Source organism: Streptomyces sp. NPDC000151 (assembly GCF_040301705.1).
Lineage (GTDB): Bacteria > Actinomycetota > Actinomycetes > Streptomycetales > Streptomycetaceae > Streptomyces.
Genome location: NZ_JBEPFC010000165.1, coordinates 1 through 16,022, shown reverse-complemented (window position 1 = coordinate 16,022; position 16,022 = coordinate 1). Strand labels below are relative to the sequence as shown.

General features: G+C 71.8%; 12 protein-coding genes. 6 read left to right on the top strand and 6 right to left on the bottom strand.

Annotated features, from left to right (window positions below; all coding sequences use genetic code 11):
• The first annotated feature begins 115 nt into the window (after window positions 1-115).
• From ABT381_RS30860 to ABT381_RS30845, 4 genes are all read left to right on the top strand, one after another.
• A complete protein-coding gene (locus ABT381_RS30860; RefSeq protein WP_351599986.1) occupies window positions 116-1,249 on the top strand; it encodes an ABC transporter ATP-binding protein in 1,134 nt (377 codons plus the stop codon).
• Window positions 1,250-1,417: 168 nt separating this feature from the next.
• On the top strand, window positions 1,418-2,623 hold the full coding sequence (locus ABT381_RS30855; protein ID WP_351599984.1) for an ABC transporter substrate-binding protein: 1,206 nt from the start codon (window positions 1,418-1,420) through the stop codon (window positions 2,621-2,623).
• A gap of 64 nt (window positions 2,624-2,687) precedes the next feature.
• Window positions 2,688-3,554 (top strand): ABC transporter permease, encoded by an 867-nt coding sequence (locus tag ABT381_RS30850; protein ID WP_351599982.1) that lies wholly within the window; start codon window positions 2,688-2,690, stop codon window positions 3,552-3,554.
• A 108-nt stretch (window positions 3,555-3,662) separates the two neighbouring features.
• A complete protein-coding gene (locus tag ABT381_RS30845) occupies window positions 3,663-4,475 on the top strand; it encodes an ABC transporter permease (protein ID WP_351599980.1) in 813 nt (270 codons plus the stop codon).
• A 35-nt stretch (window positions 4,476-4,510) separates the two neighbouring features.
• On the opposite strand, the gene ABT381_RS30840 is transcribed toward ABT381_RS30845, so the two are convergent.
• The 4 genes from ABT381_RS30840 to ABT381_RS30825 form a co-directional block, all read right to left on the bottom strand.
• Window positions 4,511-4,861, bottom strand: a complete 351-nt coding sequence (locus ABT381_RS30840; protein ID WP_351599978.1) for an Mpo1-like protein — start codon at window positions 4,859-4,861, stop codon at window positions 4,511-4,513.
• Between the two features lie 59 nt (window positions 4,862-4,920).
• Window positions 4,921-5,799, bottom strand: a complete 879-nt coding sequence (locus tag ABT381_RS30835; protein ID WP_351599976.1) for a M15 family metallopeptidase — start codon at window positions 5,797-5,799, stop codon at window positions 4,921-4,923.
• Between the two features lie 83 nt (window positions 5,800-5,882).
• A complete protein-coding gene (locus ABT381_RS30830; RefSeq protein WP_351599974.1) occupies window positions 5,883-6,917 on the bottom strand; it encodes a methyltransferase in 1,035 nt (344 codons plus the stop codon).
• Window positions 6,918-6,994: 77 nt separating this feature from the next.
• On the bottom strand, window positions 6,995-9,445 hold the full coding sequence (locus ABT381_RS30825) for a glycoside hydrolase family 31 protein (protein ID WP_351599972.1): 2,451 nt from the start codon (window positions 9,443-9,445) through the stop codon (window positions 6,995-6,997).
• A 339-nt stretch (window positions 9,446-9,784) separates the two neighbouring features.
• On the opposite strand from ABT381_RS30825, the gene ABT381_RS30820 reads away from it, so the two are divergent.
• Together ABT381_RS30820 and ABT381_RS30815 are read left to right on the top strand one after the other, a co-directional pair.
• The gene (locus ABT381_RS30820) at window positions 9,785-11,794 is read left to right on the top strand and encodes an acetoacetate--CoA ligase (RefSeq protein WP_351599970.1); all 2,010 of its coding nucleotides are present in this window, start codon (window positions 9,785-9,787) and stop codon (window positions 11,792-11,794) included.
• A gap of 178 nt (window positions 11,795-11,972) precedes the next feature.
• Window positions 11,973-12,971 carry a DUF8829 domain-containing protein gene (locus ABT381_RS30815; protein ID WP_351599968.1) on the top strand — a complete coding sequence of 333 codons (999 nt, stop codon included), beginning with the start codon at window positions 11,973-11,975 and terminating at the stop codon, window positions 12,969-12,971.
• Between the two features lie 118 nt (window positions 12,972-13,089).
• Here ABT381_RS30815 and ptsP read toward each other — a convergent pair whose 3' ends face one another.
• Window positions 13,090-14,760: a phosphoenolpyruvate--protein phosphotransferase gene (gene ptsP, locus ABT381_RS30810; RefSeq protein ID WP_351599966.1), complete on the bottom strand. Its 1,671-nt coding sequence runs from the start codon at window positions 14,758-14,760 to the stop codon at window positions 13,090-13,092.
• A 136-nt stretch (window positions 14,761-14,896) separates the two neighbouring features.
• Complete coding sequence (locus tag ABT381_RS30805) at window positions 14,897-15,346, bottom strand: PTS sugar transporter subunit IIA (protein WP_351599964.1); 450 nt, start codon at window positions 15,344-15,346, stop codon at window positions 14,897-14,899.
• Window positions 15,347-16,022: the final 676 nt, after the last annotated feature.

The following is a 16,022-nucleotide window of genomic DNA, read 5'->3' as shown; positions in this document are numbered from 1 at the left end:
CCCGCGCCGACCCGTGCCACCCCGTCCCGGCGGTGGCCCGCGCCCGTGACGCGGCCCGTGCCGCCCCGGTACAGTCACCCGGCGCGATCAAGCCGCCCACCGGGGAGGAGACCGCATGGCCGAGGACAACATGCCGGGCGCGAGGCCCGCGCCGCCCGCAACGGCGGTCTTCCTGACCGCCCTCACCAAGGACTTCGGTACCGTACGCGCCGTCGACCACGCCGAACTCACCATCCAGGAAGGCGAGTTCTTCTCCCTCCTCGGCCCTTCGGGCTCGGGCAAGTCGACCCTGCTCCGCCTCATCGCCGGCTTCGAACGCCCCACCTCCGGCCGCGTCGAACTGGCCGGCCGCGACGTCACCGCCCTGCCCCCGCACCGCCGCGACGTCCACACCGTCTTCCAGGACTACGCCCTCTTCCCGCACATGACCGTCGAGCAGAACGTCGGCTATGCGCTGCGCGTCGCCGGCGTCCGCAAGGACGAACGCCGGGCCCGGGCACGCGAGGCGCTCGCGACCGTACGGCTCGACGACTACGGCGACCGCCGCCCGGGACAGCTCTCGGGTGGCCAGCGGCAGCGCGTCGCCCTCGCCCGCGCCCTCGTCGACCGCCCCGGGCTGCTCCTCCTGGACGAGCCGCTCGGCGCCCTGGACCTCAAGCTCCGCCAGGAGATGCAGACGGAGCTCAAACACATCCAGCGCACCACCGGCATCACCTTCCTCCTGGTCACCCACGACCAGGAGGAGGCGCTGACGATGAGCGACCGGGTCGCCGTACTCGACGGCGGCCGCATCGCGCAGATTGGCCCGCCCCTGGAGATCTACGACCGCCCGGCCACCGCCTTCGTCGCCGGATTCGTGGGCGTGACGAATCTGGTGCGCGGCGCGGCAGCACAGCGGCTGACGGGCCGCCCGGGCACGTACAGCATCCGCCCCGAACGCATACGGATCACGCCACTCGACAACGCCCCGGAAACGGCAGGCGCGGGAACGGCAGGCGCGCAGGCGGTAGGCGCGCAGGCGGTAGGTGTGGAGGCGACGGCAAGTCCGGAGGAGCGGTCGGTGACCGGCCGGATCACCGACATCGCGCACGCCGGCCCGCACACCCGTTTCCGTGTCCGGCTCGACGAGGGCGGCGACCGGCTGACCGTACTCCGCCTGAACACCTCCGGCGCCGCCCTGCCGGCCCGCACCGACACCCCGGTACGCCTCGCCTGGGACGCCGACGACGCGTATCCCGTACCAGGCTGAGGGACCGCGTCGCCGTAGCGGGCCGGCGTACCGGGCCGATGTCCGGGCCCAGCGCACCGACTTGACCCGATCGTGTCCCGACGCGCACTGGTGGAGCACCGCCTTGATCCGGATACTGGCGACGCTCGGAGCCTGTGTCTGACGCCGTGTGCGACGGGAGAGAACCGGATGCGCAACACGAACGTGTGGAAGGCCGCCGCGGCGGCCACGGTCCTGCTGCTTGCCGTCGGGTGCGGCTCCGGGGGGAGCGGCGGAGGCGGCGGCGATCGGGGCGGCGGCTTCCGCGCGCCGGACGTCCCCATGAAGAAGACGCTCGGCAAGGGTGAGGGCCAGGTCAACGTCATCGCCTGGGCCGGCTACGCCGAGGACGGCTCCAACGACCCCAAGACCGACTGGGTCCACCCCTTCGAGAAGCAGACCGGCTGCAAGGTCAACACCAAGATCGCGGGGACCTCCGACGAGATGGTCTCGCTGATGAAGACCGGCCAGTACGACACGGTCTCCGCCTCCGGCGACGCCACCCTCCGCCTGATCGCTTCCGGCGACGCGGCACCCGTCAACACCGCCCTGGTGCCGAACTACAAGGACATCTTCGCCGGTCTGAAGAAGCAGCCGTTCAACTCCGTCGACGGGCAGATGTACGGCATCCCGCACGGCCGCGGCGCCAATCTCCTCATGTACCGCACCGACAAGGTCAAGCCGGCCCCCGACTCCTGGCGGGCCGTCTTCGAGGACGCCCCGAAGCACGCCGGCAAGGTCACCGCCTACGACTCGCCCATCTACATCGCCGACGCCGCGCTGTACCTGATGAAGAGCGAGCCGCAGCTGGGCATCAAGAACCCCTACGCGCTGGACCAGAAGCAACTGGACGCCGCCGTCGCACTCCTGAAGAAGCAGCACGGCAACATCGGTGAGTACTGGAGCGACTACCAGAAGGAAGTCACCGCTTTCAAGGGCGGCGACAGCGTCGTCGGCACCACCTGGCAGGTCATCGCCAACCTCACCGAGGCCGAGAAGGCTCCGGTCAAGGCCGTCCTGCCCAAGGAGGGCGCCACCGGCTGGTCGGACACCTGGATGGTCGCCGCCAAGGCCCAGCACCCCAACTGCGCCTACAAGTGGCTCGACTGGATCGTCTCGCCGAAGGTCAACGCCCAGGTCGCCGAGTACTTCGGCGAGGCCCCCGCGAACGCCAAGGCGTGCAAGGAGACCTCCGACCCCGAGCACTGCGCCACCTACCACGCCGACGACGAGAGCTACTACAAGCGCGTGCATTTCTGGACCACCCCCGTGAAGCAGTGCCTGGACGGCCGGACGAACGTGCAGTGCACCGACTACGCCCAGTGGACACGCGCCTGGACGGAGATCAAGGGCTGAGAGCGAGCCGGTGACCTCGGTGCCTTCGACTTCGGGTACGTCGACTTCGGAGACTTCCGCCGCGATGCCTTCGGGGACTTCGGAGCCTTCGGGAGCCTCCCGCACGGGAGCGCGGCTGAGGCTGGCGGCGCTGCTCACGCCACCCCTGCTGTGGCTGGGCCTCGCCTACCTCGGCTCGCTCGCCGTCCTGCTCCTGTCCGCCTTCTGGACCACCGACAGCTTCACCTCCGACGTCGTCCATATCTGGAACACCGACAACTTCCGCACCCTCCTCACCGATCCCGTCTACCGCACCATCACCTTGCGCACCCTCGGCGTCGCCGTCGCCGTCACCCTCATCGACGCCCTCCTCGCCCTGCCCATGGCCTTCTTCATGGCGCGGGTGGCGTCGGGGCGGTGGCGGCGTGCCCTGCTCGTGGCCGTGCTCATGCCCCTGTGGGCCGGCTACCTCGTCAAGGCGTACGCCTGGCGCGTCATGCTCGGCGAACACGGCCTGGTCAACGCGGTACTCGCCCCGCTCGGCCTGACCGGCCCCGGCTACGGCCTGCCCGCCGCCGTCCTCGTCCTCGCCTACCTCTGGCTCCCGTACATGATCCTCCCCGTCTTCGCCGCCCTGGAGCGGCTGCCCACCCCGCACCTGGAGGCCTCCGCCGACCTCGGCGCCGGCGCCTGGCGCACCCTTCGTCTCGTCGTCCTGCCCGCCGTGCGTCCCGCCCTGCTCGCTGGCTCCGTCTTCACCTTCTCCCTCAGCCTCGGCGACTACCTCACCGTCCAGATCGTCGGCGGCCGCACCCAATTGCTCGGCAACGTCATCGCTTCACAGGTGACCCTCGACCTCCCGCTGGCCGCCGCGCTCTCGGCCATACCGGTCGTGCTGATCGTCTGCTACCTGGCGGCCGTACGGCGCGCGGGTGCGCTGGACTCACTGTGACCCCCTGTACTCAGTGCTCAGGTCCCGCACTCAGCGTGGTGACCTTGTACTCACAGTGACAACGGGCCGCCGGACGTCCCGGTTCCCGCCTCCGAGGAGGATTTCGAGGTGCATCTGACCCGCACCGCCCGCGTCGTGCTCGGCGGGCTCATGGCCGCCGGGCTGGCGGTCGTCCACGTGCCCCTGCTCCTGGTCGTCCTCAACTCCTTCAACGCCGACCGCTCCTTCGCCTGGCCGCCCAGCGGGCTGACCGGCGAATGGTGGCTCCGCGCCGCGCACAGCCACGGCGTACGGGACGCCCTGTGGACCTCCCTGCGGGCCGGCCTCGCCGCCACCGCCATCGCGCTCGTCCTCGGCGTACTGGCCGCCTTCGCCGTCCACCGGCACCGCTTCTTCGGCCGGCAGGCGGTCTCGTTCCTCGTCGTGCTGCCCATCGCGCTGCCGGGCATCGTCACCGGCATCGCGCTCAACGCGGCCTTCCGCACCGTCCTGGACCCGCTCGGCATCGGCTTCGGCCTGTTCACCGTGATCGTCGGCCACACGACCTTCTGCGTCGTCATCGTCTTCAACAACGTCGCCGCCCGGCTGCGCCGTATCGCGCCCTCGCTCGCCGAGGCATCCGCCGACCTGGGCGCCCGCCCCGCCCAGACCTTCCGCCATGTCACGCTGCCCGCGCTGCGCTCGGCCCTCTTCGCGGGCGCCCTGCTCGCCTTCGCGCTCTCCTTCGACGAGATCGTGGTGACCACGTTCACCGCCGGGCCGGGCACGAAGACGCTGCCAATCTGGATCTACGAGAACCTGGCCCGCCCGAACCAGGCCCCCGTCATCAACGTCGTCGCCGCCCTGCTCATCGCCCTGTCGGTGATCCCGGTGTACGTGGCCCAGCGGCTGTCGTCGGACGCGGCGGGCGGGCGCCTCTGAACCCGCAGGGGGCGGCAGGGGTGGCCTGCTGGGCGCTACTGGGCGTTCTCCGCGAGCCACTTGCGGGCGATCTCGTCCAGCTCGGCGTCCCGGCCCGCCAGCATCATGCGGATCATCTGCGCGTCACCGCGCAGCGACCAGGCCGGGTGCCCGAAGGTGGCCGGGTTGTTGCCCTCGATGAGGAAGTGTGCGGGCCAGGCCGTCCCGTAACCGATCAGCGGCAGCGCGAGCAGCAGCTTCCGGCGCCGCCGTATCAGCCCGTACGCCGAGACCGCGAGCCCGGTGAGCGTGCCTGTCAGGTGCACCCACCGGGTCGCGGCCTTGGAGTGCATCGCGACGTAGTACGGCCAGAAGTCCTCGTAGGTGGCGAATTCCCGTGTCGTCATGGGCGCACCGTAGCCCGGTGCGCGACGGCTGTCAGTGATGTCCGCGGCCGTCAGTGACCTCAGGGGTTGTCAGTGCCGTCCGCGAGCGACTTCTGCGCGACGGGGAAGTCGAAGTAGGTGTCGGGGAACGTCTCCGGCTGGAAGGTGTAGTGCCACCACTCGTTCTCGTAGTTCACGAAACCGGTCTTCTCCAGCCCGGCCTTGAGCAGCAGCCGGTTTTCGCGCTGCTCACCCTTCACCCGGGGATCGAGGGTGTGCGCCAGGGTGTCGAAGCAGTCGAAACCGGTGCCCATGTCGAGCGAGTTGTCGGGGAACCGCTCGTCCTGCGGGCCGTAGCAGGGACGCAGCGGCTCACCGGGAACGTACGGCCGAGTCGGCGGCGCGGGCAGCTTCGCCAGGGTCAGGTCCACCGTGCTGCCCCGGCTGTGCCCGGACTTCTCCGCGATGTACCCGTCTTTGAAGAGCGTCGACTTGTCGACCTGTGGATAGAACTCGCCCTTCATGCGCTGATCGTTCAGGTCCTTGGCCCACTCCACGAAGTGGTTCACCGCCCGCTGCGGCCGGTAGCAGTCGTACACCTTCAGGGTGTAGCCCTTCTTGAGGAAGGACACCTGCGCACGGTGCAACGCCTGCGCCGCGTCCCGCGTCAGGAGGCACATCGGCTTCTCATAACCGGTGACCGGTACGCCCATGAAGTTGTGCGGCGTGTAGTACCGCATCTCCTGCCGGATCGTCGGATCCACGTCCCGCAGCGCCACGAACTCCTTGGGCGCCTTCGGGTCCTTGGCGCCGTTCGCCGGTACGGCCGGAACGGCCGGCCCCGCGGACGGCGTTCCGTGCGGCTGCTGGGCCTCGGCTCCTGAGGGCAGGGCGGCGACGGAGACCAGGGTGGCGGCGGTGACGGCGAGGCCGCGCAGCGCGGCAGCAAGTCTTGGCATGCCCATCGTCTACCAGGCCCGGCCCGGCCGGCGGAAGACCACCACGCGCGGCCGATGGCGTCGTGTCCCGCCCGAGCACCGCGTCAGCGTGCCGTCAGCTCCACCACCGCCAGCCGCCCCGCCGGATGGACGCCGCTCAGCTCCAGCCCCGCCCGCGCCGCCAGCGCCGTCAGATCCGAGACGCCCCGCTCGCGGCCGCCGAAGTACACCAGCATCCGCAGGTCCATCCCCGTACTCACCGCCTCACCGCCCGCGCCGAACTTCTCCACCACCAGCACCTTGCCCGTCCTTCCCGCCGCTCGCGCACAGCTCCGCAGGATCCCCACCGTCGCCTCGTCGTCCCAGTCGTGCAGCACGGCGCACAGCAGATAGCCGCCCGCACCGGACGGCAGCTCCCCGAAGAAGTCGCCGCTCACCGCGTCCCCACGGTCCGCGACCCCGGCCGCCGCGAGGGTGGCCCGCGCCGCCCGCGCCGTCTCGGGCTGTTCGAACACCGTGCCCCGCAACGCCGGATGGGCCCTCAGCAGCGCGGCGAGCGTCGTGCCGTTGCCGCCGCCGATGTCCACCAGCCGGCCGAGCCCGGCCCAGTCGTACACCGGCAGCACGGCCTCGGCCCACGACGTCACGTCGGCCGCCATCTGCGCGTCGTAGTCGGCGGTCCGCGCCGGGTCCGCCCGCAGGTCGGCCCAGAAGTCCCGCCGGTACCGCTCAGGGAACGCCGCCGCGCCCGTCCGTACGGAGTGCGGCAGCTCGACGGCCGCGAGGTCGGCCCGCCCGATCGCCGTCCCGGTGTCCAGCATCCGGCGCAGCCCACCGGGATGCCCGTCCCGCAGCTCCTCGCCGGTCGCGGTGAGCTCGTACCCGGATCCCGGTGCGCCGGCCCACCGCAGCAGCCCCACCGTGACCAGGTGGTTCAGCAGCTGTGCCAGTGCCCCGGGGGCGCTGCCCGTGGCGGCGGCGAGCGCGGGCGCGGTTCGTATGCCGTCGGTGATGCGGTCCGCGAGCCGCAGCGTCGCCGCCGTCCGCACCGCCATCGGCGTCATCAGGTCCGCCAGCTCCGCCGCGCTCCGGAATCCGGCGCCGACCGGCGCCCCGGAGACCTCCCCGGAACCCTCCACAGCCTCGCTCCCCACCGCGTCCTCCGCTCCGTCCGTCGCCCCTGCCGCGTCACCTCGGCTGGACCGGGCCCCGCTTCTCAGGCCCCCGTCTCAGGCTCGCCTCCGCGGACCCGCACTCTGTACTCCACGGGCTCTCCGTCCGCCCGGCTCACCACCACACGTCCCGCCTCCCACCGCGACTCCATCCGTTCAACGCGCGGAGGCTCCCAACCGTCCCCGGAATCCGGCACGACGATTCCGCCGCCCTTGCGCCCCGGAGCAGGCGCCCAGGCCTCCAGCTCGATGCCGCCGTCCGTGCCCGCCACCGGCAGTACCGCACCCGCCCGTGCCAGCACCGGAATCCGCGCGAGCGGCGCCTCGACCACCACCTGCCCCGGCCCGTCGTACGCCTCGCCGGTCGCCGTGTCGTACCACCTCCCGCGCGGCAGCCGCACGGTCCGCCGCCGCGTCCCCGCCTCCAGCACCGGCGCCACCAGCAGCGCGTCACCCAGCAGGAACGCGTCCTCGCAGTCGCGCAGCGCCCGGTCGCGCGGTGCGCCCCACCACAGCGGGCGCACATACGGAGCACCGGTCAGCCGGGCCAGGTGCCCCAGCGTGTACACGTAGGGGAGCAGCCGCTCGCGTTCGAGCGCCGCCGCCCGTGCGTGCTCCAGGACCTCGTCCCCGAACTCCCACGGCTCCCGGCGCCCCGCGTCGTGCGCACAGTGCGTACGGAACAACGGCAGGTAAGCGCCCAGCTGGAACCACCGCAGGTACAGCTCGCCGGACGGCACCCCCGAATAGCCTCCGATGTCCGGGCCGCTGTACGGAACGCCGCACAGCCCCAGGCCCAGCACAAGCGACAACGAGGCCCGCAGCCCCGGCCAGCCGGATGCCACGTCCCCCGACCACGTGCCCCCGTAACGCTGCAGTCCGGCCCACCCGGAGCGCGAGAAGAGGAACGGCCGCTCCTCGGGGCGCAGTTCGCACAGCCCCTCATAGCCGGCCCGTGCCATCGCCAGCCCGTAGACGTTGTGCGCCTCCCGGTGGTCCCCGCCCTGGCCCTCCAGGGCGTGCCGCGCGGACCGGGGGAGCGTCGGGTCCCCGAACGCCACGAAGGAGGACGGCTCGTTCATGTCGTGCCACACGCCCGCGAATCCTTGCGCCAGCCGCTCCGCGTACAGCCCGCCCCACCACTTGCGCACCCGGGCGTCCGTGAAGTCGGGGAACACCGCCTCGCCCGGCCACACCGCGCCCCGCACCTCCCGCCCGCGCGCCTCCCGTACGAACGCGTCGGCCGCAGCCCCGCTCTCGTACACCGCGTTCCCCGGCTCCGCCTTCACCCCGGGATCGACGATCGACACCAGCCGCACGCCCTCCTGGCGCAGCTCCGAGGCGAGCCCCGGCAGGTCGGGGAAGCGGGTGCGGTCCACCGTGAACACCCGGTGGCCGTCGAAGTGGTCGATGTCCAGGTGGAGCGCCGACAGCGGCACACCGCGCGCACGGTAACCGGCGGCCACCCGCCGCACCTCTGTGGCATCACCGAAGCCGAACCGGGCGTGCTGGTGCCCGAGCGCCCAGCGGGGCGGCAGCGCGGGTGCACCCGTGAGCGACGCCCACCCGTGCAGCACCCGGGCCGGCGTCCCCGTCAGCACCCAGTAGCGCAGCGGACCGCCGTCCATCCGGAGCTCGCAGGAACCGGCCCGGTCGTGCCCCGAGCCCCGGCCCTCCTCGCCCTCGTGCAGTGTGACCCGCCCGTCCCAGGAGTTGTCGTGGAAGACCAGGTGTGTCCCCGCGTCCGCGACGACCAGCTGCACCGGCATGGTCAGCGACAGCGGATCGTCACCCGGCCCGAACGCGCCCCCGGGGTCGGTGTTCCACAGCCGGTACGTGCCGTCCCGGAGCCGCGGCCCGCCGGCACGGCCGCCCAGCCCGAAGAACCGCGCGTCCGCCGTCACCTCGGAGCGCTGCACCCACCGCGACTCCCCGTACGCCCCGACCCGCGCGCCTTCTTCAGGCGCAGCCCCCTCGTCCGGGCCGTCCCCCGGCGCGGCATCGCGCCCCGACGCCCCCTCCGGTACCCGGTCCCACCACCGTGGCGGCAGCTCCCGACGCAGCACCACCCCGCCCGGCGTACGGATCTCCACCGCGCCGAACCGCGACACCGCGACCATCACCCGCTCCGACACCACACGCCAGCCGCCCTCGGTGTCCGGCTCCAGCTCCGCCCGGCCGTCCGCCTCAGGGCCGGTGCCCACCAGCGCGTACGACGGCTCCGGCACCGCCCCGTCCCAGCCGCAGAACACCGCGCCGCCCGCCGTCACCCGGATCCGCAACGAGGACCGCGCGAACCGCACCACTCCACCACCAGGCTGCGGCTCGGCCCCCACCGCCATCCCCGGCACCCGTGCCCGCTCCGCACCCCGTGGTGGCAGCCCGGCCGCGTCCGCCCGCCTCCGGCGCAGCGCCGACCGCACCGACAACCACCCCTGTGCGGCGCCCACTGCCCTGACCGTCCGTGCCGACCGCACCAGATCCCGCCCGTCCATACCGTCAGCCTGCCACCGACATGCGCCGATGAAGGCATCGTTCAGCTTCCGTTCACCTGCGTTGACCTGCTGTGTCCGTAAAAGAGACACCGCGCTCCGGGAACAGCGGCCCGCCTCCGGGCACGCCCTTCACACCGTGGTCGCGCCACACACCCTTCCCCCCGATTGTGGGGTGCCCACCCTGGTGCAGAAGTCGATCACGTGGCATCGTCCTGACCAGTCGTGTCCTGCGCACCCCTACGGACGCGTCGGGCACCGCCGGACCGGGACGGCCGGCGGCACCGCCCACCGCGGCGCATGGACCGGCACACCAACCGTGTACAGCCCGGGAGCCGCATGATGACCACCGCACCGCAGCCCGCACCCCACCCGGAGCCCCTGTGGCAGCCCGGCGCGGACCGTATCGCCGGAGCACAGGTCACCCGCTTCCAGGAATGGGCCGCCACCCACCACGGCGCCCCCGCCGCCATCCCCGGTGACCCCGCCGCGAGCTACGCCGCACTGCACCGCTGGTCCGTCGAAGAGCTGCGCACCTTCTGGCGCGCCACCGCCGAATGGTTCGACGTCCGCTTCAGCACCCCGTACGACACCGTGCTCGCCGACGCCACGATGCCCGGCGCCCGCTGGTTCCCCGGCGCCACCCTCAACTACGCCGAGCACGCCCTGCGCGCCGGCGAGGACCCCGCCAGGGCCGCCGACCCCGCCCTCCTGCACGTCGACGAGAGCCACGAGCCCACCCCCGTCACCTGGGCCGAACTCCGCGCCCAGGTCGGCTCGCTGGCCGCCGAACTCCGCCGCCTCGGAGTGCGCCCCGGCGACCGCGTCAGCGGCTACGTCCCGAACATTCCGCAGGCCGTCGTCGCCCTCCTGGCCTCCGCCGCCGTCGGCGCCGTCTGGACCTCCTGCGCCCCCGACTTCGGCGCCCGCAGCGTCCTGGACCGCTTCCAGCAGGTCGAACCGGTCGTCCTGTTCACCGTCGACGGTTACCGCTACGGCGGCAAGGAACACGACCGCCGCGCCACCGTCACCGAGCTGCGCGCCGAACTCCCCAGCCTCACCGCCGTCGTGCACATCCCGCTCCTCGGCACCGAAACCCCCGAAGGCGCACTCCACTGGGACGACGTCGTCTCCCGCGACGAAGCGCCGGTCTTCGAACAGGTGCCGTTCGACCACCCCCTGTGGGTCCTGTACTCCTCCGGCACCACCGGCCTCCCCAAGGCCATCGTCCAGTCCCAGGGCGGCATCCTCCTCGAACACCTCAAGCAGGCCGGCCTCCACTGCGACCTCGGCCCCGAGGACCGCTTCTTCTGGTACACCTCCACCGGCTGGATGATGTGGAACTTCCTCGCCGCCGGCCTCCTCGTGGGCTCCACGATCGTCCTGTACGACGGCAGCCCCGGCTTCCCCGACACCGGCGCACAGTGGGCCATCGCCGAACGCACCGGCGCCACCCTCTTCGGCACCTCCGCCGCGTACGTCATGGCCTGCGCCAAGGCCGACGTCCACCCCGGACGCGACTACGACCTCTCCCGCGTCAAGTGCGTCGCCACCACCGGCTCCCCGCTGCCCCCCGACGGCTTCCGCTGGCTGCACGACGAAGTCGCCGAAGACCTCTGGATCGCCTCCGTCAGCGGCGGCACCGACGTCTGCAGCTGCTTCGCCGGCGCCGTGCCCACCCTCCCGGTGTACATCGGCGAACTCCAGGCCCCCTGCCTCGGCACCGACGTCCAGGCATGGGACCCCCAGGGCAAGCCCCTCATCGACGAGGTCGGCGAGCTCGTCGTCACCAACCCGCTGCCCTCCATGCCGATCCGCTTCTGGAACGACCCCGACGGCAGCCGCTACCGGGACAGCTACTTCGAGATGTACCCCGGCGTCTGGCGGCACGGCGACTGGATCACCCGCACCGCACGCGGCACCGTCGTCATCCACGGCCGCTCCGACTCCACCCTCAACCGCCAGGGCGTCCGCATGGGCTCCGCCGACATCTACGAAGCCGTCGAACGCCTCCCCGAAATCCGCGAATCCCTCGTCATCGGCCTCGAACTCCCCGACGGCGGCTACTGGATGCCCCTCTTCGTCCACCTCGCCGAAGGCGCCACCCTCGACGACGACCTGCGCGGCCGCATCAAGCAGACCATCCGCACCCAGCTCTCGCCGCGCCACGTCCCCGACGACATCATCGAGGCCCCCGGCGTACCGCACACCCTCACCGGCAAGCGCATCGAAGTCCCGGTCAAGCGCCTCCTCCAGGGCACCCCGCTGGAAAAGGCCGTCAACCCCGGCTCCGTCGACAACCTCGAACTCCTCCGGTTCTACGAGCGGATCGCCGCCGACCGCGCCAAGTGATCAAGCGAGCCGCCGGAAACACCTGGTCACAGGCCATTCCGGCGGCTCACGCACGCGATTGTCAGACCCCTCCCTTACGCTCAGTGAGCAATGAGTCGCCAGCGATGACGACACACGAGCCCGGGCCCGCCGACCGGCGGCCCGCGCCCGCTCACCAGCAACACCAAGGGGGAAAATCATGACCAGCACCGCACGCCGCACCCGGCCCGGCACCGAGCCCGGCGCCGGCAACCGCCGCACCACCCGCCGCGCCCGCGGACCCGCAGGCCACGCCCGCCGCAGGACCGCCGCCGCGCGGCGCCGGGTGAGCCGCGAAATCCCCGGCACCCTCGCCGTCCTGCCGACACCGGACGACCTCGCGGCCATGAACCGCTACCGCACCTTCCCCTTCACCGGCCAGGACCACCCCGGCTACCTCCGCCGGCTCGACGGCCTGCTCCGCACCCTCGCCGCCCAGGGCCGGCACACCACACTCACCCTCTTCGACCCCGGCGAATACGCCGACTACTGCACCGACAACGGACTGCACCCCGACAGCCCCGAGAGCCGCGCCCGCTACACCACCGAGATGGCCGCCGCCGGCGCCACCGTCCCGTACACCGGACGACGGCTCACCGACACGCTGCCCGCACTCCTCGACGAAGCCGACCGCCAGGACACCTGGGACCGCGCCGGCGCCCTCCTCACCACCGCGGGCCGCTGTCCCGCCTGCGACGGCGACACCGCCCACGACGCCTTCGAAAACGCCTCCCAGGCCATGCTCCGACTCCTCGACGCCCTCGGCCCCGGCAGACACCACCTCGTCTGCAGCGTCCCCGCCGGCGACGGCAGCCCGCTGCTCGCGGCGCTGCACGCGACAGCACTCCCCGACGGTCGCCTCCACCTGGCCGAAGCGGAAGCACTGATCTTCTGCACGGTCCTCGCCGCCGGCATTGCCCTGCGCCGCCCCGGCGGCGTCGTCGCCCGCACCCTCGACGACGAGCACGGCGACGAAGTACGCGGCTGGTCCCTCCACGGCACCTGGCTGCGCGCCCTCACCGCCGCCGAGGTCTTCTCCGCGTACTGCACCGACGCCAGGACCGGCGACCCCGTCTCACCCGAGCCGGGCGTCGACTACCTCCCCGGCATCCCCCTGCCTCCGCCCGCATACCCCCACCAGCACTGCGGGGACACGTAGCAGACCGGCGGTCAGCCCTCCCGAAACGCCGACGGCCGCCCCGCCACAAGGGCGGGACGGCCATCGGCACCACGACATCACCACACGGCACTGCGCCGCTGAGGCGAAGGACCTGCGGTCACTCCCCGGAGAGCACCGCCTGCGCCGCCAGACGGGCCTCCTCGGCGGTGTCCGCCGCACGCGCCGCCGACGCGGCACGCTCGCACTGCGCCAGCGTGTGCTTCGCCAGCGTCGCGCGCACGTAAGGAAGCGACGCCGCACCCATGGAAAGGCTGGTGACGCCCAGTCCCGTCAGCACACACGCGAGCAGCGGGTCGGAAGCCGCCTCGCCGCACACACCACAGCTCTTGCCCTCGGCCTTGGCGGCCTCGGCCGAGATCGCCACCAGGTCGAGCAGCGCGGGCTGCCACGGGTCCTGCAGCCGGGACACCGCACCGACCTGACGGTCGGCGGCGAAGGTGTACTGCGCCAGGTCATTGGTGCCCAGCGACAGGAACTCCACCTCCTGCAGGATCGAACGCGCCCTCAGAGCGGCGGAGGGAATCTCCACCATCGCACCGAACTTCGCCTGCAGCCCCGCCTCACGGCAGGCGTCGGCGAACGCCTTGGCGTCCGTACGGTCCGCCACCATCGGCGCCATGACCTCGAGGTAGACCGGCAGCCCCTCCGCCGCCTTGGCCAGCGCGGTGAGCTGGGTCCGCAGCACGTCGGGGTGGTCGAGCAGGGTACGCAGACCCCGCACGCCCAGCGCCGGGTTCGGCTCGTCCGACGGCGTCAGGAAGTCCAGCGGCTTGTCCGCGCCCGCGTCCAGCACCCGCACGACCACCCGGCCCTCGGGGAACGCCTCCAGCACCTGGCGGTACGCCTCGACCTGCTTCTCCTCCGACGGCGCGTTCTTGCTGTCGTCGAGGAACAGGAACTCCGTACGGAACAGCCCGACGCCCTCGGCACCGGCCTCGACCGCCGCCGGCACGTCCGCCGGACCGCCGACGTTCGCCAGCAGCGGCACCTTGTGCCCGTCGGACGTCGCGCCCGGCCCGGTGGCGGCGGCCAGCGCGGCCTTCCGCTCCTCGGCCGCCCGCTCCATCTCCGCGCGCTTCTCATCGCTCGGGTTGACGAAGATCTCCCCGGTGGAGCCGTCCACGGCCACCACCGTTCCTTCGACCAGCTCATGCGCACCCGGCAGCGCGACCACGGCCGGCACGCCCAGCGCCCGCGCCAGAATCGCGCTGTGGCTGGTCGGCCCGCCCTCCTCGGTCACGAAGCCGAGCACCAGCGACGGGTCCAGCAGCGCCGTGTCGGCCGGCGCGAGGTCCCGCGCGATCAGCACGTACGGCTCGTCGCTGTCCGGCACACCCGGCATGGGCACGCCCAGCAGCCGCGCGACGATCCGGTTCCGCACGTCGTCCAGGTCCGCGACCCGGCCCGCCAGGTACTCCCCGGCGCCGGCCAGCAGCGCCCGGTACGCGGCGAAAGCGTCGTACACACCGCGCTCGGCCGTGCTGCCCACCGCGATGCGGCGGTCGACGTCGGCCATCAGCTCGGGGTCCTGGGCCATCATGGCCTGGGCCTCCAGCACAGCCTGCGCCTCACCGCCCGCGAGGTTGCCACGGGCGATCAGGTCAGCGGCCACGGCTTCCACGGCCTGGCGGGCGCGCCCCTGCTCGCGCTCCGCTTCCTCGGCGGGGATCTGCTTGGCCGGCGGCTCCAGGACCGCCGTCCCCATGTGCCGCACCTCGCCTATGGCGACACCATGGCTCACGCCGACGCCTCGCAGCGTTGTCTCCATTGCACCCGTCTCCGTGTGATGCGACGGTCATTGCCGTCGCGTTGAACTGTCGTACGTGCGGTCCGGTGGGGCCGCCCGGTACACGCTGCCGTCCGCGCGCGCCACGCGCGCGTGCCCTACGGAACGGCGCCGCGCATCACTGCCAGCTGAAGAGCTGGTCTCCGGCCTTCACGTCGCCGTCCTCGCGCACGTCGCCGAGCGCGTCGGCGGTGGCCTCAAGAGCGACGACGGGGCAGACCGGCGACTTGCCGGCCTCCTCGACGGCGGCGGGGTTCCACCGGACGACGCCCTGACCGCGCGTCACGGTGTCCCCCTTGTTGACGAGCAGCTCGAAGCCCTCGCCATTGAGCTGAACGGTGTCGATGCCGAGGTGCGTCAGCACTCCGTGCCCGTCGCCGTCGACGACGACGAACGCGTGTGGGTGCAGAGATACGACAACGCCGTCCACGGGCGCGAGCGCCACGGAAGGCTCACGCTCCGGGTCGATCGCGGTACCGGGCCCCACCATCGCGCCGGAGAAGACGGGGTCAGGAACTGCACTGAGCCCGATGGCGCGTCCGGCGAGCGGGGACGTCACGGTGGTCATGGGAAGCCTCCCAGGGGTGGAGATCTATCAGGTCGCCGTCACTACCTGTCCCGGACGGCGCACCGGTCAGAGCGTAAGTCATAAGAAGTGGACACTCCGCACGAGAGACGCGAGGCGCGATCACGCGTGTGACGGGGTACCGCTGGACGCCGCCCTTCCCCCGATTTGCCTCGCCCCAACCCCACCTGTACTGTCTAACACCTGCCCCGGAGACGAGGACGCAATCACTGCGGCCCAAGACCGGGACAGCACCCCATCAGAGTCTTGATCCGAGAATCTCGATCATTTCTGTATGCCTGCGTTGCTTTGCAATGCGTGCAATGGCTGCGGAAAAGAGAGTGGTTCGGAAGGCGAAAAAGACCTGATAGAGTGTGAAACACCGAAGGGAAGCGCCCGGAGGGCCCGGTGAAACGGGACCAAAGGAAGCGTCCGTTCCTTGAGAACTCAACAGCGTGCCAAAAGTCAACGCCAGATATGTTGATACCCCGTCTCCAGCACTAGCTGGGACGAGGTTCCTTTGAAAAGTCCACCCGGCACCTCGTGCCCGGTGGCACACACAGCGAGGACGCTGTGAACGAGTAGACCTATTCCGTCCGCTCGTTCCGCTCTCGTGTGTGTTTCGCCGGATTACCGGCAAACATTCACGGAGAGTTTGATCCTGGCTCAGGACGAACGC